We start from the raw sequence: 20,282 nt of genomic DNA on the forward strand, positions 1-20,282 counted from the left end.
TTTAGCGAAAAACATCTCGCGAAAGCTTGACCGTGAACAGAGTATCTACAGGTTCTCCCGACATGCTCGACAGCCTGACCCGCGAACAACTTGACCGCCTCCAGCAACTGATGGCCGACCAGCCGTTCGCCGTCCTGACGGGTGCCGGCATCAGCACCCCCTCAGGCATTCCGGACTATCGCGACAACCAGGGTGTGCGGCGTGGCCGCCAGCCGATGATGTATCAGGAGTTTCTCTCCGCCCCCGAGTCCCGTCGGCGCTATTGGGCACGGGCGATGCTCGGCTGGCCGCGGGTGCGTCAGGCGCAGCCGAATGTGGCCCACGAGACACTCGCCCGCTTGCAGAGCACACAGCGGATCAGCGGCTTGATCACGCAGAATGTCGATACCTTGCACGACCAGGCCGGCAGCCACGACGTCATCGAACTGCATGGCAGCCTGCACCGGGTTTTGTGCCTGGACTGTGGAATGCGCAGCGAACGGGATTCGATCCAGAATCTGATGGAAACGCAGAACCCCTACCTGGCGGGCGTGGACGCGGTGCAGGCGCCGGACGGCGATACCCTGCTGGACGCCGCCTTCGAAGCACGCTTTCAGGTGCCGCGTTGCCCCTTTTGCGCAGGCGAACGGATGAAACCGGACGTGGTGTTCTTCGGCGAGAATGTCGCCCAGGGCACGGCAGCCAAGGCCATGGCAGCAGTGGAAAAGGCAGCGGGATTGCTGGTGATCGGCTCGTCGTTGATGGCGTACTCGGCGTTTCGCTTGTGCCGGGCGGTGGCGGATCAAGGCAAGCCGCTGATTGCGATCAACCTGGGCAAGACTCGGGCGGATGACATCCTCGACTTGAAAATAGAAGCTTCATGCGAACAGCTTCTACCCCTTCTGGCCCAACGCCTTTCCCCGAAACACCCCGCCCCTCTGTAGGAGCAAAGCTTGCTCGCGATAGCGCCTGCACATGCGCCTTCGATATCGACCGGGACGACGCTATCGCGAGCAAGCTTTGCTCCTACACATAATCCTGTGCCTTGAGCACATCAAACAACGCCTGCGCCGCCGCCGACAACTCGCCGCCGGGCAACGTCAGCACGCCAAGTGCCCGCTCCACCACCGGATCACGCAAGGTGATGCAACGCGCACCCAGCTCGCGCATCTGCCCTGCACACAACGCCGGCACCGCGCTGACGCCCAAGCCGCTGGCAACCATCCGCCCGACCGTTGCCAGTTGATGGCTCTCAAATTCCACCGGCAGCTTCATGCCCCGCGCCTGCAAGTGTTCTTCAAGCATCACCCGCACAGTCGATGGTCGTTGCAAGGTGATGAACGGTTCCTTGAGCAACGTTTGCCAATCGATTTCGTCCAACTCGACCAACGGTGAATCACGGGGTACCACCGCGACAAAGCGGTCGATGTATAACGGGGTGAATTGCAGCGACGAATTCTGCGGCGGCTCGAACGCGACCCCCAGTTCCACCTGGCGGTCGCGGACCATTTCCAGCACTTGCTCGTTGATCACGTCGTTGACCGTGACGTTGACTTTCGGATAACGGGCGCGGAATGTCTTGAGGATCGGTGGCAACAGATTGCCGGCAAACGACGGCATGGCTGCCAGGGTCACGCGACCGCGCTGAAGGGTGAATCGCTGGCGCAATTCATCTTCGGCATTGTCCCAATCGGCAATCAGGCGGCGTGCCAGCGGCACCAGCGATTCGCCCTCGGCAGTCAGCGCGACATTACGCGTGTTGCGCGTAAACAGGCGGCCACCCAGGCCTTCCTCCAAGGCCTTGATGGTCAGGCTCAGTGCCGACTGCGACAGGTGCAGGCGTTCACAGGCCACGGCGAAACTGAGGCTCTGGGCTACCGCCAGGAAAGCGCGGATCTGCTTGACTGTCATAGGCTGAGTGCTCCAGTGATGAGCGCAAGTGCTTTTGTAGGCGCTTGGCTTGCGCGCGATGGCCTCCTGGAGTTCGCCATCACCGGCAAGCCCTGCGCCTACAGGATTGATTGGTGAGTTTTATCTATCAATCAACCGCAAAAATCAACTTAACAAATGAATACTTCAGCGAGACACTCTTCCCATTCGGCTAGCCAGCCGCCCACAAAGAATAAAAGAGGTGCATATGGCAGGTTTCGACAAGCGTGTGAGTTCCTACGAGGAAGCGTTGGCAGGTCTTGAAGACGGCATGACCGTGATCGCCGGCGGCTTTGGCCTGTGCGGGATCCCTGAAAACCTGATCGCCGAGATCAAGCGCAAGGGCACACGCAACCTCACCGTGGTGTCCAACAATTGCGGCGTCGATGGTTTCGGTCTTGGCGTGCTGTTGACCGACCGCCAGATCAGCAAGGTGGTGGCGTCCTACGTCGGCGAAAACAAGCTGTTCGAAGAACAACTGCTCAAAGGCGAAATCGAAGTCATCCTGACTCCGCAAGGCACCCTCGCCGAGAAAATGCGTGCAGGCGGCGCTGGCATCCCGGCATTCTTCACCGCCACCGGCGTCGGCACCCCGGTCGCCGAAGGCAAGGAAGTGCGCGAATTCCATGGCCGCAAGTACCTGATGGAAGAGTCCATCACCGGTGACTTCGCCATCGTCAAAGGCTGGAAAGCCGACCATTTCGGTAACGTGATCTATCGTCACACCGCCCAGAACTTCAACCCGCTGGCCGCTACCGCCGGCAAGATCACCGTGGTCGAAGTCGAAGAAATAGTCGAACCCGGCGAGCTGGACCCGGCACAGATCCACACCCCTGGCATCTACGTCGACCGGATCATCTGCGGCACGTTCGAGAAGCGCATCGAACAGCGCACCGTGCGTAAGTGATCCCCAGCCCCCGGACCGAATGAAGGAATAACGACAATGGCACTTTCCCGCGAACAAATGGCTCAACGCGTCGCCCGCGAAATGCAGGACGGCTACTACGTCAACCTCGGCATCGGCATTCCGACCCTGGTCGCCAACTACATTCCCGAAGGCATGGAAGTCATGCTGCAGTCGGAAAACGGGCTGCTGGGCATGGGGCCTTTCCCCACTGAAGAAACCATCGATGCCGACATGATCAATGCCGGCAAGCAAACCGTGACCGCGCGTATCGGCGCTTCGATCTTTTCCTCGGCCGAATCGTTCGCGATGATCCGCGGTGGTCATGTCGACCTGACCGTACTCGGCGCCTTCGAAGTAGACGTCGAAGGCAACATTGCCTCGTGGATGATCCCGGGCAAACTGGTCAAGGGCATGGGTGGCGCCATGGACCTGGTGGCTGGCGCAGACAACATCATCGTCATCATGACCCATGCGTCCAAGGACGGTGAGTCCAAGCTGTTGTCCAAATGCAGCCTGCCGCTGACCGGTGCCGGTTGCATCAAGCGCGTGTTGACCGACCTCGCCTATCTGGAAATCGAAAATGGCGCATTTGTCCTCAAGGAACGCGCACCTGGCGTCAGCGTCGAGGAAATCGTCGCCAAAACCGCTGGTAAACTGATCGTCCCGGATCACGTACCGGAAATGCAGTTCGCTGCCCAGTGAGGAATCATTCCATGCAAGAAGTCGTCATTGTTGCCGCCACGCGTACCGCGATCGGCAGTTTCCAGGGTTCGCTGGCCAATGTGTCCGCGGTCGACCTGGGCGCTGCGGTGATCCGTCAGTTGCTGGCACAAACCGGCCTGGACCCTGCGCAAGTCGATGAAGTGATCATGGGCCAGGTATTGACCGCCGGTGCCGGCCAGAACCCTGCGCGCCAAGCCTCGATCAAGGCCGGCCTGCCCTTCGCCGTACCGGCCATGACCCTGAACAAGGTCTGCGGCTCGGGTCTTAAAGCCCTGCACCTGGGCGCCCAGGCGATTCGCTGCGGCGACGCCGACGTGATCATCGCCGGCGGCCAGGAAAACATGAGCCTGGCCAACTACGTAATGCCCGGTGCGCGCACCGGCCTGCGCATGGGTCACGCACAAATCGTCGACACCATGATCAGCGACGGCCTGTGGGATGCGTTCAACGATTACCACATGGGCATCACCGCCGAGAACCTGGTGGAGAAATACGACATCAGCCGCGAGCAGCAGGACGCGTTCGCCGCCGCCTCGCAACAGAAAGCCGTGGCCGCCATCGAAGCCGGGCGCTTCGTCGATGAAATCACGCCGATCCTGATTCCGCAGCGCAAGGGTGATCCACTGTCCTTCGCCACCGACGAGCAGCCACGGGCCGGCACCACCGCCGAATCCCTGGGCAAACTCAAGGCGGCCTTCAAGAAGGACGGTTCGGTAACTGCCGGCAATGCTTCGTCGCTCAACGATGGCGCTGCGGCCGTGATCCTGATGAGCGCGGCCAAAGCCAAGGCATTGGGCCTGCCGGTACTGGCGAAAATCGCTGCTTACGCCAACGCAGGTGTCGACCCGGCGATCATGGGCATCGGCCCGGTGTCGGCCACTCGCCGTTGCCTGGACAAGGCCGGATGGTCCATCGAGCAACTGGACCTGATCGAAGCCAACGAAGCCTTCGCTGCGCAATCGCTGGCCGTGGCCAAGGACCTGGAATGGGACTTGAACAAGGTCAACGTCAACGGCGGCGCCATTGCCCTCGGCCACCCTATCGGTGCCTCGGGTTGCCGGGTGTTGGTGACCCTGTTGCACGAAATGCTCAAGCGTGACGCCAAGAAAGGCCTCGCCACTCTGTGCATCGGTGGTGGTCAGGGCGTGGCCTTGGCGCTCGAGCGAGCTTAAAGCGTTCATCAGACTGCACGGGGACCCACGAAGATCCGTCGCAGCCTGGCAACACACCCGGTGCGATTCACGTCGCACCGGGTTTTTTATCCCGTTTTTTTGCCGATAACCCGTGGACATGTAGACAAAACGCTCTGGCTGGCCTGTGTTTTGTATACAAAAACCAAACATCTATAGAGCAATCCGCCCAGTGCGATGTTACCGTTGCTGTCTCACACAGGTCGGAGATGTGCGCGTGTTGATGCTCAAACTGCTGGTGATCCCTGGTTTCCTGCTGCTGATATCCCTGGCCGGTAAACGCTGGGGGCCAAGCGTGGCGGGTTGGTTGTCCGGGTTGCCGGTGGTGGTTGGGCCGATCCTGTTTTTCCTCGCCCTTGAACAAGGCGAAGCGTTTGCCGCTCAGTCGGCCATGGCAGCCTTGTCGGCCATGTTCGCCATGATCGCCTTTTGCGTGACCTATGCGCAGGTCTGTCAACGGACGGGGTGGCCGCTGGCATTGACGTTTTCATTGATAATGTGGGCGGTGATTGCCGTGGTGCTTTCGCTGATTCCGCCGTCGCTGTTGTTATCAGTGCTCGCCGCCGCGACCGCGCTTTTGGTTGCGCCTTACCTGTTTCCATCGGTGCAGCCGATCCTGACGGGCCCGGCACCGAAGTCCGACAAACTGCTGTTGCGCATGGTTGCCGGTGCCTTGCTCACCTTGGCCGTTACGTGGCTGGCCAGTACGGTCGGTGATCGCTGGAGCGGACTGCTCGCCGTGTTCCCCGTACTCGGCAGTGTCATGGCGGTGTTCTCCCAACAAACCCGCGGCCCGGCATTTACTGCGGTGTTGCTGCAGGCGACGGCCACCGGTATGTATTCGTTTTCGGCGTTTTGCCTGGTCGTGACGCTGACCTTGCCCACCATGGGCCTGATGGGCTTCGTCGTCGGTGTTGCCGTATCGGTGGCCATGCTCGGCGTCACCAGACGCCTGCTGGTCAAAACGCCGCCCAGTGCGACACCGTCAACCCTTTCGAACGATTAGAAGTTCCAGGTACCTGGCCTGCGACCGTCTGTTACCCCGCACTGGAATACCTGGCAACCTCCATGGGATGATCGCCCCCCACCGCGCGACCATCCCTGGAGATTTGCGAATGTCACTGTTGAGTAAAAAAGCCGTTGTCCTGTTGCTGGCAGCAGCTGCCAGCCTGGGGGCTTTGAGTGCGCAGGCTGCCAAGGCACCTGCCAAGGAAGCGGCACAGGTGCAAAAGGTCTCGGTGCTCGGCGGCAAGTTCACGTTCACCTTGCCCAAGGGTTTCGTCGCCAATCCGCTACCGGCCAGCCCTACCGGTGCGAGCGGCACCATGTACGCCAACGAAGCCACCAAGACGGTAGTGATCGCCGCAGAAAACAACCTGCCGGAAGGCGTCAAGGTCAAGGACAACGACGGCGAATTTCTGGATGGCACGGCCGCCGATTTCGACTCGGCACAGCGCAAGGCGTTGCCGGATTACAACAAGCTCAGTGAGAAAAGCCTGACCCTGAAGAGTACCGGCCTGGGCCTTCGTCAGGTCGACAGCACCGCCACCCAGGGCGGCGGCCAAACCCTCAACACCACACTGATGGCTGCATCCGGCGGGCGCATGACCGTAGTTCAGGTCATTTCCCGCCCTGGCGACATGGCCGCCCACGAGACGCTGATCAAGCAGATCGTCAGCGGCAAATAAACCTCAGGGGTTGAGGCGCTGCAACCAGGCGCTCAAATCCGCGATCTCTTCGGCGCTGATGGTGTGACCAACCCCTTGGTAGGCGTGAAACTCCGGTTCGAGTGAAATGCTCTGCAACAAGCTGTTGGCTTCGGTGCCGTCGCTGTAGGGCAGACGCTTGTCGGCCGTGCCATGACCGATGAAAATCGCCAGCGACTGGCGTTTTTCATCCGGTATCAGTTCCGACCGCAACACCGGCAGAATTCGCCCACTCAACGCGGCAATCCCACCCACCGCGTCGGGATGGCGCAGGGCAACCTCATAGGACATGATCGCGCCCTGGCTGAATCCCACCAGGAACACCTTGTCCGGATCTGTTTGATATTTCTTCGTCGCCTGTGCGACGAAATCCAGCAGCAACTGGCCGCTGGACTTCAGATCATCGGTCTCGCCGTTGTAGGCACCTTCGCCTTTCTTGCGAAACCACTGGTAACTGCCTTCCTGCATCACCATCGGCGCCCGCACCGACAGGTAGGTGTATTGCGTAGGCAATTGATCCTTGATGTCGAACAGATCGTGCTCGTTACTGCCGTAACCGTGGAGAAAAATCACCAGCGGTTGATCGCGGGAATCGACGGTGGAGTGTTCCAGGTATTTGAGCGGCAGATCGGTTTGCAACGGGGTTTGAGCGTGGACAGTGGCGGACGCCAGCAGCGTGAGCAGAGCGAGAATCTTCAACATAAGCCTTCCTTCACAGTGCGCAGGATTCGGGGAAGAGCCTAACACTGTGAAGCAGACCGAGGCATCCCGGGTGTGGCTGGCGATGACATTCGCTTTAATCGTTGATCAACTTGCCCGCCCGAATGGCCTCTCGCCCCGCCACCTTCGCCTGCCACGTGCCCGGCTGCGTATAACGTCCACGATCGATCGCAAACAACACGCCGCTGGTACCGGCGCACACCGTTGTGAGTTTGTCGCTCAACGGGTCGACCACTTCAAAAAGCGCATCGCCCTTCTCGACCCACTCCCCGGCTTCGCGCAGGAAACTCACCACGCCGTGGTGCGGTGCGAACAGGTACTGTGTGCCCTCGAACGGCATGCCCTCGCAGCATTCGCTCGGCGCTTGCGGCCATTGTCCCTTGATAAAACCCTGTTCGGCGAGAAAGCCCAGAATCGCTTCACAATTGGCTTGTGCCTGCTCAACCCGGGTGTCGCCCATGCTGCCCAGCTCCAGGGTGGTCGCCAGATTGGCCGGTGGAATCGCCGCCTCGGGGAATGCCCGGGCCAGGCGTAACCACGGCGAAGAACAGGACTCGTCGAACGAACTGCCGCCGGAGTCTTCGCACAGCAACGCCACGCCCGCCTTCAAACGCGCGGCCAGGGATCGCCATTGCGGCCAGTGTTGCGGCAGCGCATACAGATGAATCGCCGCCTCGAAATCGCAGTGCAGATCGAGGGTGATGTCCGCGTCGCAGGCATGGCGCAGCAACAAACGATGCATGGCTTGCAGCTGTGACGCCGGCGCCGGCAAGCCATCGATTACCTGACCCATGGTCTGGCGGATCAGCGTGATGTTCGCTTGGGCATCACTGCCCAGACGGTCGCCGATCAACTGCGCCACGGGGGCACTGAGTTCGACGAAGGAACGGTTGAAATTCTTGCCGCTGCCCAGTTCGAAGCGGCCCATGTGACTGCCTTGCAGGTGCTGGTCGAGACCGATGGGGTTGGCCACCGGCACCAGTTCGATCACGCCTTGCAGTTGCCCCTGGCTTTCAAGATCGGCCAGGCGCTTTTTCAGTTCCCAGGCGGTGCGCATGCCCGGCAATTCGTCTGCGTGCAGGCTGGCCTGGATGTAGACCTTGCGCGTACCCGTGCCATAACGAAACACACTGAGGGTGCGCTCGGTTCCGAGATGGCTCCAGGGCAATGGGTGGTCGATGCGTTGCATGGGAGAACTCCGCTGTCAGAAACAACCAGATCACTGTGGGAGCAAGCCCGCCCCCACAGGTTTCTCGTTTCGATGGAAAGAAAGCATAAAAAAAGTGGCCCGCGCGTCAACGGGGCCACTTTTTTCTACAGCGTATTAATGGCCATAAACGTCAAAATCGAAGTACTTGTCCTGCACTTGCTTGTACTTGCCATTGGCGCGAATTTCAGCGATGGCGGTGTTGAATTTGTCGGCCAGTTCCTTATCACCCTTGCGCACAGCGATACCGGCGCCGCCGCCGAAGTACTTGGCGTCTTCATAGGTCGGGCCTACGAAAGCGAAACCTTTACCGGCGTCGGTCTTCAGGAAACCGTCGTCCAGGTTGACCGAGTCGGCCAGCAGCGCATCAACGCGACCGGAAACCATGTCCAGGTTGGCTTCCTGCTGGGAGCCGTAACGCACCAGTTCAATGCCGGCCGGCACCAGCACTTCGGTGGCGAAGCGGTCGTGGGTACTGGCGCGCAGTACACCAACTTTCTTGCCTTTGAGTTCGGTCAGCGGGTCCTTGATGTCGGTGCCTGCCTTCATCACGAAGCGCGCCGGGGTGTGGTAGTACTTGATGGTGAAATCGACGTTCTTCTTGCGATCGTCAGTGATGGTCATGGACGACAGGATTGCGTCGATTTTCTTGACCTTCAGCGCCGGGATCAGGCCGTCGAACTCTTGCTCGACCCAGGTGCACTTCACTTTCATCTGCTCGCACAGCGCGTCGCCGATGTCCACGTCAAAGCCAGTGAGCTTGCCGTCAGGGGTTTTCATCGAGAATGGCGGGTAACCGGCTTCGATACCGATGCGGATCGGCTTGGCATCTGCAGCCACGGCGGTCAGGGACAACATCGACAGTGCCAGGGCACCGAACATCACTAGCTTCTTCATTTATAACTCCTGTGTGCGGAGGCTTTTATTGGCAGCGTTCGGTCGCAGTTTGTAACTGACAAATACCGAAGTGGCCGGCAGTCTATGGCGGCTTCCGCCACTTCAGTTATTTTGAAGCGACAAATAAATATAGAAAAAGACCGCGCCAGCTTTGCGTTGCAAGCGCTGGCGCGGTTTGCGATCTCCTGGATGGGATCAACACTCGCAACCGACCACATGGTTCACTGGTTGCGACGTCGCAACACTCAACGCAAACCCTTCATCCAGCCATCCGGTCACGCCGCCAATCATCTCCTTGACCGGATAGCCCAGCGCCGCCAGCTTCACTGCTGCCTTGTTCGCGCCGTTGCAGTGCGGGCCTGCGCAATAGACCACGAACAGGCTGGTTTTCGGATAGGCCGCAAGGTACTCGGCGTTGAGGAGTCGCCCCGGAATATTGATCGCCCCAGGCAAGTGGCCCCGTTCGAACGCCAGCGGCCCCCTCACGTCGACCAACACAAAATCCACCTCGCCAGCCGCTTGGCTGCCGTGAACGTCAGAGCAATCGGTTTCAAAGGTCAGGCGGTTACTGAAATGCATGAAGGCAATGGCCGAAGGGGCTGCAGGTATTTCGCGGACCAGGCTGGTCATGGGTTTTGCTCCTGAGTGTCGTGGGGTGTGAGCAGACTTTATCTGCCGGCCCCTTGCGGCTAAAGTGGCGCACAAGACACTCACCGGGAACTTTCCGCCAAATGCAGCCTACCCCTGGATTGGTCGCGATCCTGGCCTACGATGGCCTCTGCACTTTCGAATTCGGTATCGCCGTGGAGATATTCGGCCTCGCGCGCCCGGAATTCGATTTTCCTTGGTACAGCCACCAGATCGCCGCCGTCGATCAAGGCCCCATGCGCGCCATGGGGGGCATACAAGTACTGGCCGATGGCGGCCTGGAACTGCTGGAGCAGGCACGGACCATCATCATTCCGGGCTGGCGTGACCGCAACGCAGCGGTGCCCGATGCACTACTCACCGCGCTGCGCCAGGCCCACGCCCGGGGCGCTCGCTTGCTGTCGATCTGTTCAGGTGTATTCGTACTGGCGGCCACCGGTTTGCTCGACGGCCGCAGCGCTACCACGCACTGGCGCTACACCCGCGAACTGGCGGAACGTTTTCCAAATATCCTGGTGGACCCGGACGTGTTGTACGTCGACTCGGGCCAGTTGATCACCTCTGCCGGCAGCGCGGCCGGCATCGATGCTTGCCTGTATCTGGTGGCGCGGGATTTCGGTACGCAGGTGGCCAACGCGGTGGCCCGACGCTTGGTGATGTCTCCGCAACGCACCGGTGGCCAGGCGCAGTTCATTCCGACACCGGTCAGCCCGACCCCGCGCAGCGATCTTTCCCGCGTCATGCAGTGGGCACGCGAGCGTTTGCATGAACCGCTGGAGGTCCGCGACCTGGCCAGCGAAGCAGCCATGAGTGAACGCACATTCCTGCGGCGCTTCACCGAGGCCAGCGGCCAATCGCCGAAAACCTGGCTGCAACATGAGCGTCTGGGCCGTGCGCGGGAGTTGCTGGAGAGCACCGGCCACAACACCGAGCAGATTGCACTGCGCTGTGGTTATCGTTCGGTGGAAAGCTTTCGGGTGGCGTTTCGCAGCGTGGTCGGGGTGCCACCGTCGGTGTATCGGGAGCGGTTTGGCCGGGAGATCAAAGCCATTTTGTGAGGTGGCCTGCCATTTAGGGGATCTCCAGAGAACAGTTTTTTGTACACCCGAATGGTTCCCGTTGGTTGACAGGCCGCCATCGCTGGCAAGCCAGCTCCCACAGGGGGGCCCGGTGTGATCGAGATTTTCGACCAATGAAGATCCTCTGTAGGAGCAAAGCTTGCTCGCGATGGCGATCTCAAGGACGCCATCGCCGGCAAGCCGTGCTCCTACAGGTGATGGAGTGCAACTGGCAGAGATTGGTCGGCTGTCAGGCCGCCATCGCTGGCAAGCCAGCTCCCTCAGGAGAACACCAACCCAACAGCCCGAAGGCCGCCTCGGTCTACTCGTCCGAACCCTCACCCTCAGGCGTCACCTTGTTCTGGGTCAGATAGCGCTCAAGCGTCTCATTTTGCGGCGGTGCGGAGTTGTCCCCCGCCACCTGCCACATCTTGCGTTCGATCCCCTGTGCCAGCAAATGCCCCACCGCCGCTTCAATCGCCGACAGCACACACAACTGTGCCGGTTCGTTGGTGGTGTAGCCGACCTCGGCCTCGAGCAGTTTCTTGAACTCGATGAACTTGAACACGCCGGCGCTGCGCCCAACGGAGTAGATCGTCTTGCTGGTCATCACATTGGCCAGCACCTGCCCGCTGCGTACGTCCACCGCCCGCAGATTCACCGTGACCTGGTCGACCCGATACTCCCGGGAAATATCGATGCCCAGGTAGCGTGCCCCTTCCCCGCCGCTCTTCACGTTGGTGTCGTAGGCGATGATCCCGCCTTCAAGCATCATGTTCGCCGCTTGCAGCGGTGGCAGTTCAGCCTGGATGTTTACCGGCGTGTTCGGTTTTTTCTGCGATGCGCGGATGATCTTGCGCTCGGTCAACAGGTTCTGCAGCCCTTCTCGTTCCAGCACCACGAACCAGCCGCTGGCCTGCATGGCGTCCATCAACATGCTCGCCGCCCCCTGGGTGACGCTGGTGGAGAACGAGCTGGCCGGGGTCGGTTTGTATTGTCCGGTCTGGTCACGGAAACCATACACAACCGCCATCAACCGGCCTTTGGGTCGCGGCATGTTGATCAAATCGTAATAGGTCGACGCCCGGGGTGTCAGGGTCGGCGTTTCGGTGTCCTGCTCAGCGCCAATCGGCTCGCGCAGGCTGCAGCCTTGAAGTGCTGCCAACAGCATCCCTAGCAAAATCAACTTTTTCATGTCCGTTGCTCCCCGTCAGCCCAAATGCCCGTCAAGGGGCGAGGCCATTAACCTTGATTTCCGACACTTCACCGGTCGCTCGATCCGTTACTTCAATCGTCAGTTGCCCCGAGTCGTCGAGGACGTTGACGATAAAAGCGTCTGTGGACAGGCTCCCCGTATTGCCAGTGGAGATGTTGTCCAGCAATTGCCCCAGCAACCGCGATTGCAACTGGCTGCTGAAGCGTTCCAGGGCCGAGGTGCCGGTCAGGGCAGCGCGGTCCTTCAAGTCAGGGTCGTCATAATCGTTTTGCGCCTGGGCGTTGTTGAGCAGCCAGGTGCCGTTCAGCGGGTTGCCGCCAAACGATGGATTGATCGGTGTGTAGACCAACTCCGTGGCCTGGACCAGACCGCAACTGCCGAGGCCGAGCAAGCACAAGCCACTGCGCTGCAAGAACGTTTTCATTTTCATAGTTCGTCCCTCTCAAGGTCCGTGGTGTCCTGCAACAAGGTTTCCAGCTTGCGCTGGACAATCTGCCCGCGTACCCAGTCGGCGGCGGCATAGGCCTCGTCCTTGAGCTCGACGGTGTTCGGCGGCAGGAAGCGCCGATAAACCAAACGCTGTTGAAATTCCACGGTCACCAGGCTGCCCCAGCGAGCCGAAGGTCGTTCGCGAACCACCAGGTTGAAATCCATCGGGCTGGTGGCGCGCAGGCGTTCACTGAACGAATAGTAAAAGTCGTGGCCGATGTGCGAGATCGTGTCGTCGATGATGAAACCGAGCATTTCGTCCTCTTCGCCAGCCGAGGCGGCAGAGGTGCTCAACACCAGGATCAAGGCCAGGCAGAGTCTGTTCATGGCTGCAACGCCTGTGGTTGTTGCGACTGGCCCTTGGCCGGGCCGGATGTGCCATCGAGGAAGGATTTCTCGGCCACGAATTGCCAGTCCTTGTAACTGGCCATGCCGTTGAAATCCGACCATTGACTGGGAAAGTCCGCCTGTTTGAGCGGTTTGTCCGTGGACGGGCTGCTGATGCCAGTGATGCGTCCGTCGAAACCGCGCATCAGGAACCATTCGCCGCCGCCGATCGGGTCCGGGTACAACTGGCGGATGTGGTGTTTGGCATTGGGGAAACGCTCGTCCTGCAGCAGGTCGGCGAGTTCCTTCGGGTACTGTGCCAGGCCAGGCGAACTGCGGTAATAGCTGCGCAGCGCCTGGGCGTACTGGGTGCCGACCCACAGCAACTGGCGCTCGCGATCACGCCGCGAAGCGGTGGACCACAACTCGCCGGCACTGGCCAGGCCCATGCCCATCACCATGATCAGAAACAGCACCCCCAGGTAGGTGAAACCGTCCTCTGCCGCAGGCTTACCACTCGGAATAAAGGCTGCCATCACGCGCCCTCCCTGTGGCACCACTTTTGATATCGGCAACCCCGCCGGCCACGCCGTCCGGGGGGGCAACCATGACCCAGGCGTCTTTGCGCTCGACAATCGGGTCCATCGGCGAGTTGCGCAGATAACGCTGCTCGACCAGTTGTTCGATGGAATCCGGATAACGCCCGGTGTCGCCGTAGTAGTGATCCAGCGCCTCGCGCATGGCCGACAGGCTCTGGCGCAAAGTGGTCTCTTTCGAGGCCTCCAGGCTGTTGAAATAGCGCGGCAAGGCGATGGTCATCAGCGTCGCGATGATTGCCATGACCACCATCAGTTCCAGTAGGGTAAAGCCCTTTTGCCGGCGCATATGTTCACCACTCCCGGTACGCGATGCCGTTGAGGCCTTTGCCGCGGGCCTTGGAATAGACGTCAAAGACGTCCTGCCCGTCCCGCGGGTTTTCAGCGGTGCTGTCGTAGGAGCGCAAGCCCCAGCCGCCTTCGTCGTCACGCTTGACCGGCGCCAGAGGGTCGTGGGGCACGCGCCGCAGGAAATAGAACTTGGCCCCTTTGGCGCTGCGCACATCCCGCACGCCTTCAACCAGCACTTGCAGGTTCGGCGGGTAGCCGTTGCTGTTCAGCGATTTCTCGATGTAGCCGGCATCGAATGCACGCTTGTAGGCATCGATGGCGTCGCGGATCTGGTACAGGGCGGTACGCAGTTCCTGCTCTTTGCCCCGGCGCACCACGGTCTCGGTCAGCGGTGCGGCCATGCCGGCCAGCAGGCCGATCAGGGACAGCGTCACCACGACTTCGATCAGGGTAAAACCGCGTTGCGAGGCGTTCATGATCAAGGCTTCCCGACGGTAACGGTGGTGGCGATCGGTGCGCTCATGCCTTGGGTGCGAACCTCTTCAACTCCGACCTTCGAACGATCCGGCGCCTGGATGTGCATGCTGGTTTCAGTGCCGGTAGGGAATTCCATGTCCGACGGGCTCTGGTACGGCAGGTTGCGCACGATCCGCGGGGTGATCGACAGCACCAGTTCAGATTTACTGACGTCATCCTTGTTGCTGCCGAACAGCCGGCCCAGGCCAGGAATATCACCCAGGCCCGGGATCTTGTTGCCGGTGCTGCCATGGTCGTTGCGCATCAGGCCGGCAAGGATCTGGGTTTCGCCGTCATGCAGGCGCAGCGTGGTCTGCGCGTTACGGGTATCGACCTGCACCGGAATCGTGCCTTGGCGGGTCGGCTCCAGAGGTGTGGCGTTACTGACTTCCAGGGCGACCTTGATCGCCACTTCGTTGTTCAGGTGCACGGTCGGCTGCACTTCCAGTTTCAAACCGACATCGAGGTAAGTCACGCTTTCGGTGATCACCGGTCCCTGGGTCGACGGCACCGACGTGGCGCTGATGATTGGTACGCGCTGACCAATGTGGATGCGCGCCTGCTCACGGTTACTCACCCGGATGACCGGGCTGGCCAGGGTGTTGATGTCCTTGTCCTGGGCATTGATCTTGGCCTGTGGCGACGGCGAGATCGTGATACGGCTGGAGTTGATGCCCTTGAGTTGATCGAGAATGGTCACCGCCGAGCCATCGCTGTTGACCACGCCGAAGGTGTTCGGCCATTGCAGGCCAAGGTCGAGGATGCGTTGGGTGGCGACTTCCATCACTTCCACTTCCAGCACCACTTCGGGGTTCGACTGATCCTGGGATTGCAGGAGTTTCTCAGCCATGCGAATCGCGTCGCCGCTGTCGCGCATGGTCAGGGTGTTGAGGCGCTCATCGACGAACACGTCGCGGGTCTTGAGCATGGTCTTGATCATGTTCAGCGCGGTGTTGGCATCGATGCTGGTCAGGTAGAAGGTGCGCATCACCAGCTCTTGGTAATCCTTGAGCTTCTGCGGTGAGTCGGGGTAGATCAGCAGGGTGTTTTCGTTCACCACTTTCTGATGCAGCTGGTTCTGTTGCAGCAGCAGTTCCACCGCATCTTCGATACGCACGTCGCGCACGAAAATCGTCGCTTTCATGTCCGGGCGCAGGTCTTTGTCGAAGATGAAATTCAAACCGGCCACCTGGGACAGCACTTCGAAAATGGTCTTCAGGTTGGCGTCGCGAAATTCCAGGGTCACCGGTTTGTCGAGGCGAGTACGCAGTTGCGGATAAGGAATCACGTTGCGGCTCTGCACCAGGCGGATATTGCCTTGCAGCTCCAGCGCGCCTTCATTGTTCGGGTCCAGTTCGAGGATCTGCCGCACCTGGCGCTCGGACCCGTACACGTCGCCCCGGCGCAGGTCGCCGCGGGCCAGTTCGAGCTTTTCATCGAGGCTGCGCATGTGTTCGAGCTGACGCAGGGCGTCCTGGGCGCGACGGTTGTTCGGCTCGATGGTCAACACTCGGCCGTAACCCATGCGTGCCGAAGCGAAATCACGTTGCGTACGGTCCATGTCGGCCTGGGTCAACAACGCGGTGATCGCGCGGGCTCGGGCACTGTTGAGCGCAATGTGCAGTTCGGTGTCGCGAGGGTTTTCGCGCAACCCTTCCTCGATCCGTGCCAGGCCGGCTTCGTACTGCCCCTGTTCGATCAGGTCAGTGGCTTCCTCCTTGGCAACCTGCGCCGAACTGCACGCGGCCAGCCCTGCACAGAGGCAAAGGCTCATCAGCAAACGGGATTTGTTCATTGCGCGCTCCCCACAGACAAAGTCTGGGACAAATGCAGAGGCAAATAGACCAGGCTCAGTTCCAGATCGGAAATCCCCTCGATCTTCCATGTGTCGTCGATCACATCCCCCTTGCGCACGACGTAGATTTTTTCGCCGTTCTGCAAAAACACTTGCAGGTCAGTGCGATCATCCATCCGGCCAATGAACTGGAAAGGCATCGGCGGTGCAGTGGGGGCCTGCACGACCGGAGCAACGGTGACGGGTTTTTCGGTGACACTGGCCAGTGATGGAGCAGCCTTCCAGCTGCGGGCGGCAAACAGGTCGCCGGCCGGGCTCAGGTCCTTGATCGGCGCAGGCGCGGCGGAGGCTTTTGCCGTAGACGACGCCTTGCCTTTGGCAGGTGTGGCAACAGCGGCGACTTCCACGTCACTGTCGTCAGCCTGCTTGAAATACTCGGGCAACCAGGTCAGTGCCGCGGCGACACCGAGAAAGGCCACCCAACCCACCACGCGCTTGTTGTTCATCATGACCTCGACAGGTAAAGGGTCATGCGGATCCGGCCAGTGAGGTCGGTGTCGGCGATCTTCTTGCGCTGGAACTCCACGTCTTCGATGACCACCGCCGGCAACTGCCCCAGCAAGGCGTGCAGGAAGCGCCGCAATTGCGGGTAGCTGCCACGCACCGGCAGCAGAATCTGATAGCGCGCCAGGTGGGTTTTCGGATCGATGCCCAGCGAGTATTCGCCACGGGCCAGGGTGATGCGTTCCACGGTGGCCAACGCGTAGATCTTGTCGATGGCGACGGTAGCCTGCGGCTGGGAGGGCAACTTGCTGCGGAAATCATCGAGCTGACGCTGCGGCACCACCGGCGCGGCCACGCTGCCCTCCTCGACCTTGGCCAGATATTCACTGGCTTCCCGGGTCTGCTGGCTCAGGTGCTGCAGTGACTGCCAGTCCGGCAGCAAACCGGCCAGGCCCCAGGTCAGTGCCACCACCAGCAAGCCAAGTCCCGCCAGGCCCGGCGCGCCCAGGCTTTGCAGGTATTCGTGGACGATCAATCTAGGGATTTGCATCGCCAATCTCCCAGGTAGCCGACAGGTTGAATTGCACCGGGTGCTCCGGCACGTTGGCGACGATTTCGTGGCTGAGCAGCGACACATCGGACAGCTCGTCGCTGGCTTCGAGGCGGCGGTGGAAGTCGAGCATCGCGTCCAGGTCCCGCGCCTCGGCGCTGATCCTGACCTGGCCTTTGCGGGCGTCCGGGGTCAGGGTCAGCAAGGCGATGTTGTCGCGGGGCATCGATTCGAGCGTGGCGAACAGGCGTTCCCATGGGCGGCGCAATTGCTGCGAAACCTTGCGCATCTCGGCCAGGTTTTGCGCCTGTTCGCGGGTTTCGGCCGGGGTCAGGCTGACCTTGCCGCCGGTGTCGCCGGTGAGCACACGTTGTGCGGTTTGCAGATGACCCTGCTGTTGCTCGGCCTCCCCGCTCAGGTGTTGCTGAATCAGTATGCAGCTCAGCGCCAGCACCACGCCCCCGGCCAGCAGGCTCCAGCCCAGAGGGCTCGAACGGCGGCGCGGTTGAAAGTCGAGCATCAGCGGGCGCATGTCAGGCCACCGCCCGGGACATGACGTACAGGCAATCGCGTACGGCAGTCCGGTCCTCTTCAAGGGTGCGCAAGTGCACACCGGGCACGTCAGGATGCGAGTCGATGCGAGCCGGTGCGTGCAGGTAGACGTTCAGTGGCCGTTCGCTGGCGCAGGCCTGCAATTGGCTTTCGCGGCCGATCAGCGCGGTCAGTGCCGCATCGCTGTCGCTGCTGCCCACCGAACGCACCGCCGTCCAGCGACCTTCGCGGGCCAGCAGCATCACGCTGCGCACCGGCTCGGCGACGACGAACAGGAAGTCGCCGGCATCGAAGCTCTTATCGAAGCGGTTGAACGCCGCCATCAGGTATGGCTGTACCGAGCGCAGACGCAGGCCGCGGCCACTGGCCAGCGTCCGCAGGCGCTCCAGCAAGTCTTGTGGCAGCGCGGTTGCGATGCGGTCGTAGCCGGCCGGTTCCGCCGAGAGCACCAGGCTCCAGGGCTGGCTCGGCGCGCCATAGAGGTCTTCGAAACACAGCTGGGCAAATCCGCGCAGCTCATCGGGGCTGCTGATCTGCTCGCTCCAGGGCACCAGGCAAAAACGGCTGAAGTGCCCGGAAACCACCACGGCCAACTCCGCACCGGCACGGGTGTGTTCACCCAGTAGACGGTCGAGGGTTTCCAGGGCCACGGCCCAGGCAAGGAAACCTTCATCGATAAAGCCGACGCTGCCAAGCCACAGGGTTTCATTGCCCCGCCGCTGGCCGAGGCCGACACCACTGGCGCCGAGTACGGCGACATAACGCTCACGAGATAAAAGTGACACGATTGATCTCCTCGAGCGTGGTTCGGCCTTGTTGCACCAGTTCCAGGGCTGACTCGCGCAACAGGCGCAAGCCACGTTTGCAGGCATGCGCCTTGATTTTCGCAATGGGTTGGCGCTCGACGATCATCTGCCGCAGTTCGTCGTCCAGGTGCAGCAGTTCGGCAATTGCACTGCGCCCGCGGTAACCGGTGCCGCGGCAGTGACCGCAACCCTTGCCGTGGACGAACTGGTAGTGAGCGACCTGCTGTGGATCGAGACCCGAGGTCTCCAGCTCTTCTTCGCTCGGCACATACGCGCTGCTGCAACTGGCGCAGACCAGGCGAATCAAGCGCTGGGCCAACACCGCATTGAGGGCACTGACGAGGCTGTAGGGATCGATTTCCATTTGGGTGAAACGACCGATCACGTCGAATACGTTGTTGGCGTGAATGGTGGTGAACACCAGGTGCCCGGTGAGTGCCGATTGCACGGCGATCTGCGCGGTATCCGGGTCGCGGATTTCACCGACCATGATCTTGTCCGGGTCGTGACGCAGGATCGAGCGCAGGCCGCGGGCGAAGGTCAGGCCTTTCTTTTCGTTGACCGGAATTTGCAGCACGCCCGGCAGTTGGTACTCGACCGGGTCTTCGATGGTGATGATCTTGTCCACGCCGTGGTTGATCTCGGTGATCATCGCGTACAGCGTGGTGGTCTTGCCGCTGCCGGTGGGGCCGGTGACCAGCACCATGCCGTAGGGCTCGGCGGCGAGGCGGCGCAGTTGGCGCAGGGTCTCTTCTTCGAAGCCCAGGGCTTGCAGCTGCACGCCGCAGACTTTGTCGGCCAGATCCTGTTTGTCGAGCACCCGCAGCACGGCATCTTCACCGAAAATGCTGGGCATGATCGACACCCGAAAGTCGATCTGCCGGCCACTGATGCCAATCTTGAAGCGACCGTCCTGGGGCACGCGTTTTTCACCGATGTCCAGCTCGGCCATGACCTTGACCCGGGAGATCACCTGTTCGGCAAACTCATTGCCCTGGATTTTGCTGATGTTGTTCAACACGCCGTCGATGCGGTACTTGATCACCAGACCGCTGCCGGTGGTGCCCAGGTGGATATCGCTGGCGTGCATTTTCAGCGCGTCGTACAGGGTCGAGTTGACCAGCTTGACCACCACACTGGAGTCTTCGCTGATGCTGGTCAGGGACAGGCTTTGCAGGTTATCGATTTCGGCGCCGGTGTCGCTCTGGGCGTTGAGCGATTCCACCGCGTGGAAGCTCTCCTCGTGGCGCGCCAGGTAGGCTTTCAGGTCATCGGCATGCACCAGGTACAGAGCCGCGCCATGCAGGCAGTCGTCGATCCAGGCCAGGCGCGCGCTGTCGAACGGGTCGGCGAACACGCCAATGACTGCGTCGTCGTAATGCAGCAGGGTGAATTCGCGCTTGAGGCATTGAGCCAGGGTGACCCGGTCGAACACCGGCTTGGATTGAAACAGGCTGTCGGTGTCGAGCACCGGATAATGCAAGGTGGCGCCGAGGCATTGGATGAAAGGCATCGGGGCCAGTTCGGACAGTTGCCCAAGGGCATCGAGCATGCGTTCGCCGGAAGCGGCAGCCAGAACCCGTGCCTGGGCCAATTGCTCACTGGTAAACCGGGTCGGTACACAGTCCAGCGGCGCAGCATCGACGACAAGTGATAGACGGTCCATGGCTTGCTCT

The 20,282-nt window shown here is 60.9% G+C and carries 24 protein-coding genes; 7 read left to right on the top strand and 17 right to left on the bottom strand.

Annotated features, from left to right (window positions below):
- Positions 1 to 62: 62 nt before the first annotated feature.
- Entirely contained in the window at positions 63 to 923 is an 861-nt protein-coding gene (locus tag D8U18_RS20795; protein WP_131108324.1) for an NAD-dependent protein deacetylase, read from the top strand.
- An 82-nt stretch (positions 924 to 1,005) separates the two neighbouring features.
- Here D8U18_RS20795 and D8U18_RS20800 read toward each other — a convergent pair whose 3' ends face one another.
- Positions 1,006 to 1,890 carry a LysR family transcriptional regulator gene (locus D8U18_RS20800; protein WP_130905120.1) on the bottom strand — a complete coding sequence of 295 codons (885 nt, stop codon included), beginning with the start codon at positions 1,888 to 1,890 and terminating at the stop codon, positions 1,006 to 1,008.
- A 226-nt stretch (positions 1,891 to 2,116) separates the two neighbouring features.
- Here D8U18_RS20800 and D8U18_RS20805 point away from each other — a divergent pair, with 226 nt between their 5' ends.
- From D8U18_RS20805 to D8U18_RS20825, 5 genes are all read left to right on the top strand, one after another.
- Positions 2,117 to 2,815 (top strand): CoA transferase subunit A, encoded by a 699-nt coding sequence (locus D8U18_RS20805; RefSeq protein ID WP_056854522.1) that lies wholly within the window; start codon positions 2,117 to 2,119, stop codon positions 2,813 to 2,815.
- Positions 2,816 to 2,851: 36 nt separating this feature from the next.
- Positions 2,852 to 3,517, top strand: a complete 666-nt coding sequence (locus D8U18_RS20810) for a CoA transferase subunit B (protein WP_100845790.1) — start codon at positions 2,852 to 2,854, stop codon at positions 3,515 to 3,517.
- 11 nt (positions 3,518 to 3,528) lie between these two features.
- Positions 3,529 to 4,710, top strand: a complete 1,182-nt coding sequence (locus tag D8U18_RS20815; RefSeq protein ID WP_131108325.1) for an acetyl-CoA C-acetyltransferase — start codon at positions 3,529 to 3,531, stop codon at positions 4,708 to 4,710.
- Positions 4,711 to 4,945: 235 nt separating this feature from the next.
- Positions 4,946 to 5,734, top strand: coding sequence for a hypothetical protein (locus D8U18_RS20820; protein WP_131108326.1), 789 nt, complete (start codon positions 4,946 to 4,948; stop codon positions 5,732 to 5,734).
- A 109-nt stretch (positions 5,735 to 5,843) separates the two neighbouring features.
- Entirely contained in the window at positions 5,844 to 6,416 is a 573-nt protein-coding gene (locus D8U18_RS20825) for a hypothetical protein (protein WP_131108327.1), read from the top strand.
- Between the two features lie 3 nt (positions 6,417 to 6,419).
- On the opposite strand, the gene D8U18_RS20830 is transcribed toward D8U18_RS20825, so the two are convergent.
- The 4 genes from D8U18_RS20830 to D8U18_RS20845 form a co-directional block, all read right to left on the bottom strand.
- Entirely contained in the window at positions 6,420 to 7,136 is a 717-nt protein-coding gene (locus D8U18_RS20830) for a dienelactone hydrolase family protein (RefSeq protein WP_131108328.1), read from the bottom strand.
- A 94-nt stretch (positions 7,137 to 7,230) separates the two neighbouring features.
- A complete protein-coding gene (locus D8U18_RS20835) occupies positions 7,231 to 8,343 on the bottom strand; it encodes a succinylglutamate desuccinylase/aspartoacylase family protein (RefSeq protein WP_130905124.1) in 1,113 nt (370 codons plus the stop codon).
- A 135-nt stretch (positions 8,344 to 8,478) separates the two neighbouring features.
- On the bottom strand, positions 8,479 to 9,258 hold the full coding sequence (locus D8U18_RS20840; protein WP_056854528.1) for an ABC transporter substrate-binding protein: 780 nt from the start codon (positions 9,256 to 9,258) through the stop codon (positions 8,479 to 8,481).
- A 195-nt stretch (positions 9,259 to 9,453) separates the two neighbouring features.
- Positions 9,454 to 9,888, bottom strand: a complete 435-nt coding sequence (locus tag D8U18_RS20845) for a rhodanese-like domain-containing protein (protein WP_131108329.1) — start codon at positions 9,886 to 9,888, stop codon at positions 9,454 to 9,456.
- Positions 9,889 to 9,989: 101 nt separating this feature from the next.
- Here D8U18_RS20845 and ftrA point away from each other — a divergent pair, with 101 nt between their 5' ends.
- The gene (ftrA, locus tag D8U18_RS20850; protein ID WP_131108330.1) at positions 9,990 to 10,964 is read left to right on the top strand and encodes a transcriptional regulator FtrA; all 975 of its coding nucleotides are present in this window, start codon (positions 9,990 to 9,992) and stop codon (positions 10,962 to 10,964) included.
- 322 nt (positions 10,965 to 11,286) lie between these two features.
- On the opposite strand, the gene D8U18_RS20855 is transcribed toward ftrA, so the two are convergent.
- Genes D8U18_RS20855 through D8U18_RS20910 form a run of 12 tightly spaced genes read right to left on the bottom strand, consistent with a single transcriptional unit; the run spans position 11,287 to position 20,272 of the window.
- Positions 11,287 to 12,159, bottom strand: coding sequence for a CsgG/HfaB family protein (locus tag D8U18_RS20855; protein WP_056854531.1), 873 nt, complete (start codon positions 12,157 to 12,159; stop codon positions 11,287 to 11,289).
- Positions 12,160 to 12,190: 31 nt separating this feature from the next.
- Positions 12,191 to 12,610: a curli assembly protein CsgF gene (locus tag D8U18_RS20860; RefSeq protein WP_130907794.1), complete on the bottom strand. Its 420-nt coding sequence runs from the start codon at positions 12,608 to 12,610 to the stop codon at positions 12,191 to 12,193.
- Complete coding sequence (gene csgE, locus D8U18_RS20865) at positions 12,607 to 12,996, bottom strand: curli production assembly/transport protein CsgE (RefSeq protein ID WP_056854533.1); 390 nt, start codon at positions 12,994 to 12,996, stop codon at positions 12,607 to 12,609. The genes D8U18_RS20860 and csgE overlap by 4 nt, the downstream gene beginning before the upstream one ends.
- Positions 12,993 to 13,532, bottom strand: coding sequence for a type II secretion system protein (locus tag D8U18_RS20870; RefSeq protein WP_056854534.1), 540 nt, complete (start codon positions 13,530 to 13,532; stop codon positions 12,993 to 12,995). Before D8U18_RS20870 ends, csgE begins: the two co-directional genes overlap by 4 nt.
- Positions 13,507 to 13,881 (bottom strand): type II secretion system protein, encoded by a 375-nt coding sequence (locus tag D8U18_RS20875; protein ID WP_056854535.1) that lies wholly within the window; start codon positions 13,879 to 13,881, stop codon positions 13,507 to 13,509. Before D8U18_RS20875 ends, D8U18_RS20870 begins: the two co-directional genes overlap by 26 nt.
- 4 nt (positions 13,882 to 13,885) lie before the next feature.
- The gene (locus D8U18_RS20880; protein ID WP_056854536.1) at positions 13,886 to 14,359 is read right to left on the bottom strand and encodes a type II secretion system protein; all 474 of its coding nucleotides are present in this window, start codon (positions 14,357 to 14,359) and stop codon (positions 13,886 to 13,888) included.
- Positions 14,360 to 14,361: 2 nt separating this feature from the next.
- A complete protein-coding gene (locus D8U18_RS20885) occupies positions 14,362 to 16,194 on the bottom strand; it encodes a secretin N-terminal domain-containing protein (protein WP_056854537.1) in 1,833 nt (610 codons plus the stop codon).
- Positions 16,191 to 16,700: a hypothetical protein gene (locus D8U18_RS20890; RefSeq protein WP_130906328.1), complete on the bottom strand. Its 510-nt coding sequence runs from the start codon at positions 16,698 to 16,700 to the stop codon at positions 16,191 to 16,193. The genes D8U18_RS20885 and D8U18_RS20890 overlap by 4 nt, the downstream gene beginning before the upstream one ends.
- Complete coding sequence (locus D8U18_RS20895) at positions 16,700 to 17,248, bottom strand: GspMb/PilO family protein (protein WP_056854539.1); 549 nt, start codon at positions 17,246 to 17,248, stop codon at positions 16,700 to 16,702. Before D8U18_RS20895 ends, D8U18_RS20890 begins: the two co-directional genes overlap by 1 nt.
- On the bottom strand, positions 17,235 to 17,780 hold the full coding sequence (locus tag D8U18_RS20900; protein ID WP_056854540.1) for a PilN domain-containing protein: 546 nt from the start codon (positions 17,778 to 17,780) through the stop codon (positions 17,235 to 17,237). The genes D8U18_RS20895 and D8U18_RS20900 overlap by 14 nt, the downstream gene beginning before the upstream one ends.
- Before the next feature lies 1 nt (position 17,781).
- Positions 17,782 to 18,585 (bottom strand): hypothetical protein, encoded by an 804-nt coding sequence (locus D8U18_RS20905; RefSeq protein ID WP_056854541.1) that lies wholly within the window; start codon positions 18,583 to 18,585, stop codon positions 17,782 to 17,784.
- Positions 18,566 to 20,272: a GspE/PulE family protein gene (locus D8U18_RS20910; protein WP_131108331.1), complete on the bottom strand. Its 1,707-nt coding sequence runs from the start codon at positions 20,270 to 20,272 to the stop codon at positions 18,566 to 18,568. Before D8U18_RS20910 ends, D8U18_RS20905 begins: the two co-directional genes overlap by 20 nt.
- Between the last annotated feature and the right edge of the window lie 10 nt (positions 20,273 to 20,282).

Source organism: Pseudomonas sp. Sample_10 (assembly GCF_004321495.1).
In the GTDB taxonomy this organism is placed as follows: domain Bacteria; phylum Pseudomonadota; class Gammaproteobacteria; order Pseudomonadales; family Pseudomonadaceae; genus Aquipseudomonas.

What these genes read in the sequence shown, in the direction of transcription:
- D8U18_RS20880 (WP_056854536.1), bottom strand. Translation starts at nt 14,359, where the DNA reads ATGAACGCCTCGCAACGCGGTTTTACCCTGATCGAAGTCGTGGTGACG.
- D8U18_RS20900 (WP_056854540.1), bottom strand. Translation starts at nt 17,780, where the DNA reads ATGCGCCCGCTGATGCTCGACTTTCAACCGCGCCGCCGTTCGAGCCCT.
- D8U18_RS20860 (WP_130907794.1), bottom strand. Translation starts at nt 12,610, where the DNA reads ATGAAAATGAAAACGTTCTTGCAGCGCAGTGGCTTGTGCTTGCTCGGC.
- D8U18_RS20825 (WP_131108327.1), top strand. Translation starts at nt 5,844, where the DNA reads ATGTCACTGTTGAGTAAAAAAGCCGTTGTCCTGTTGCTGGCAGCAGCT.
- D8U18_RS20910 (WP_131108331.1), bottom strand. Translation starts at nt 20,272, where the DNA reads ATGGACCGTCTATCACTTGTCGTCGATGCTGCGCCGCTGGACTGTGTA.
- D8U18_RS20815 (WP_131108325.1), top strand. Translation starts at nt 3,529, where the DNA reads ATGCAAGAAGTCGTCATTGTTGCCGCCACGCGTACCGCGATCGGCAGT.
- D8U18_RS20805 (WP_056854522.1), top strand. Translation starts at nt 2,117, where the DNA reads ATGGCAGGTTTCGACAAGCGTGTGAGTTCCTACGAGGAAGCGTTGGCA.
- D8U18_RS20855 (WP_056854531.1), bottom strand. Translation starts at nt 12,159, where the DNA reads ATGAAAAAGTTGATTTTGCTAGGGATGCTGTTGGCAGCACTTCAAGGC.
- D8U18_RS20845 (WP_131108329.1), bottom strand. Translation starts at nt 9,888, where the DNA reads ATGACCAGCCTGGTCCGCGAAATACCTGCAGCCCCTTCGGCCATTGCC.
- D8U18_RS20840 (WP_056854528.1), bottom strand. Translation starts at nt 9,258, where the DNA reads ATGAAGAAGCTAGTGATGTTCGGTGCCCTGGCACTGTCGATGTTGTCC.
- D8U18_RS20835 (WP_130905124.1), bottom strand. Translation starts at nt 8,343, where the DNA reads ATGCAACGCATCGACCACCCATTGCCCTGGAGCCATCTCGGAACCGAG.
- D8U18_RS20885 (WP_056854537.1), bottom strand. Translation starts at nt 16,194, where the DNA reads ATGAACAAATCCCGTTTGCTGATGAGCCTTTGCCTCTGTGCAGGGCTG.
- D8U18_RS20800 (WP_130905120.1), bottom strand. Translation starts at nt 1,890, where the DNA reads ATGACAGTCAAGCAGATCCGCGCTTTCCTGGCGGTAGCCCAGAGCCTC.
- ftrA (WP_131108330.1), top strand. Translation starts at nt 9,990, where the DNA reads ATGCAGCCTACCCCTGGATTGGTCGCGATCCTGGCCTACGATGGCCTC.
- D8U18_RS20795 (WP_131108324.1), top strand. Translation starts at nt 63, where the DNA reads ATGCTCGACAGCCTGACCCGCGAACAACTTGACCGCCTCCAGCAACTG.
- D8U18_RS20890 (WP_130906328.1), bottom strand. Translation starts at nt 16,700, where the DNA reads ATGAACAACAAGCGCGTGGTGGGTTGGGTGGCCTTTCTCGGTGTCGCC.
- D8U18_RS20895 (WP_056854539.1), bottom strand. Translation starts at nt 17,248, where the DNA reads ATGCAAATCCCTAGATTGATCGTCCACGAATACCTGCAAAGCCTGGGC.
- D8U18_RS20875 (WP_056854535.1), bottom strand. Translation starts at nt 13,881, where the DNA reads ATGCGCCGGCAAAAGGGCTTTACCCTACTGGAACTGATGGTGGTCATG.
- csgE (WP_056854533.1), bottom strand. Translation starts at nt 12,996, where the DNA reads ATGAACAGACTCTGCCTGGCCTTGATCCTGGTGTTGAGCACCTCTGCC.
- D8U18_RS20810 (WP_100845790.1), top strand. Translation starts at nt 2,852, where the DNA reads ATGGCACTTTCCCGCGAACAAATGGCTCAACGCGTCGCCCGCGAAATG.
- D8U18_RS20870 (WP_056854534.1), bottom strand. Translation starts at nt 13,532, where the DNA reads ATGGCAGCCTTTATTCCGAGTGGTAAGCCTGCGGCAGAGGACGGTTTC.
- D8U18_RS20830 (WP_131108328.1), bottom strand. Translation starts at nt 7,136, where the DNA reads ATGTTGAAGATTCTCGCTCTGCTCACGCTGCTGGCGTCCGCCACTGTC.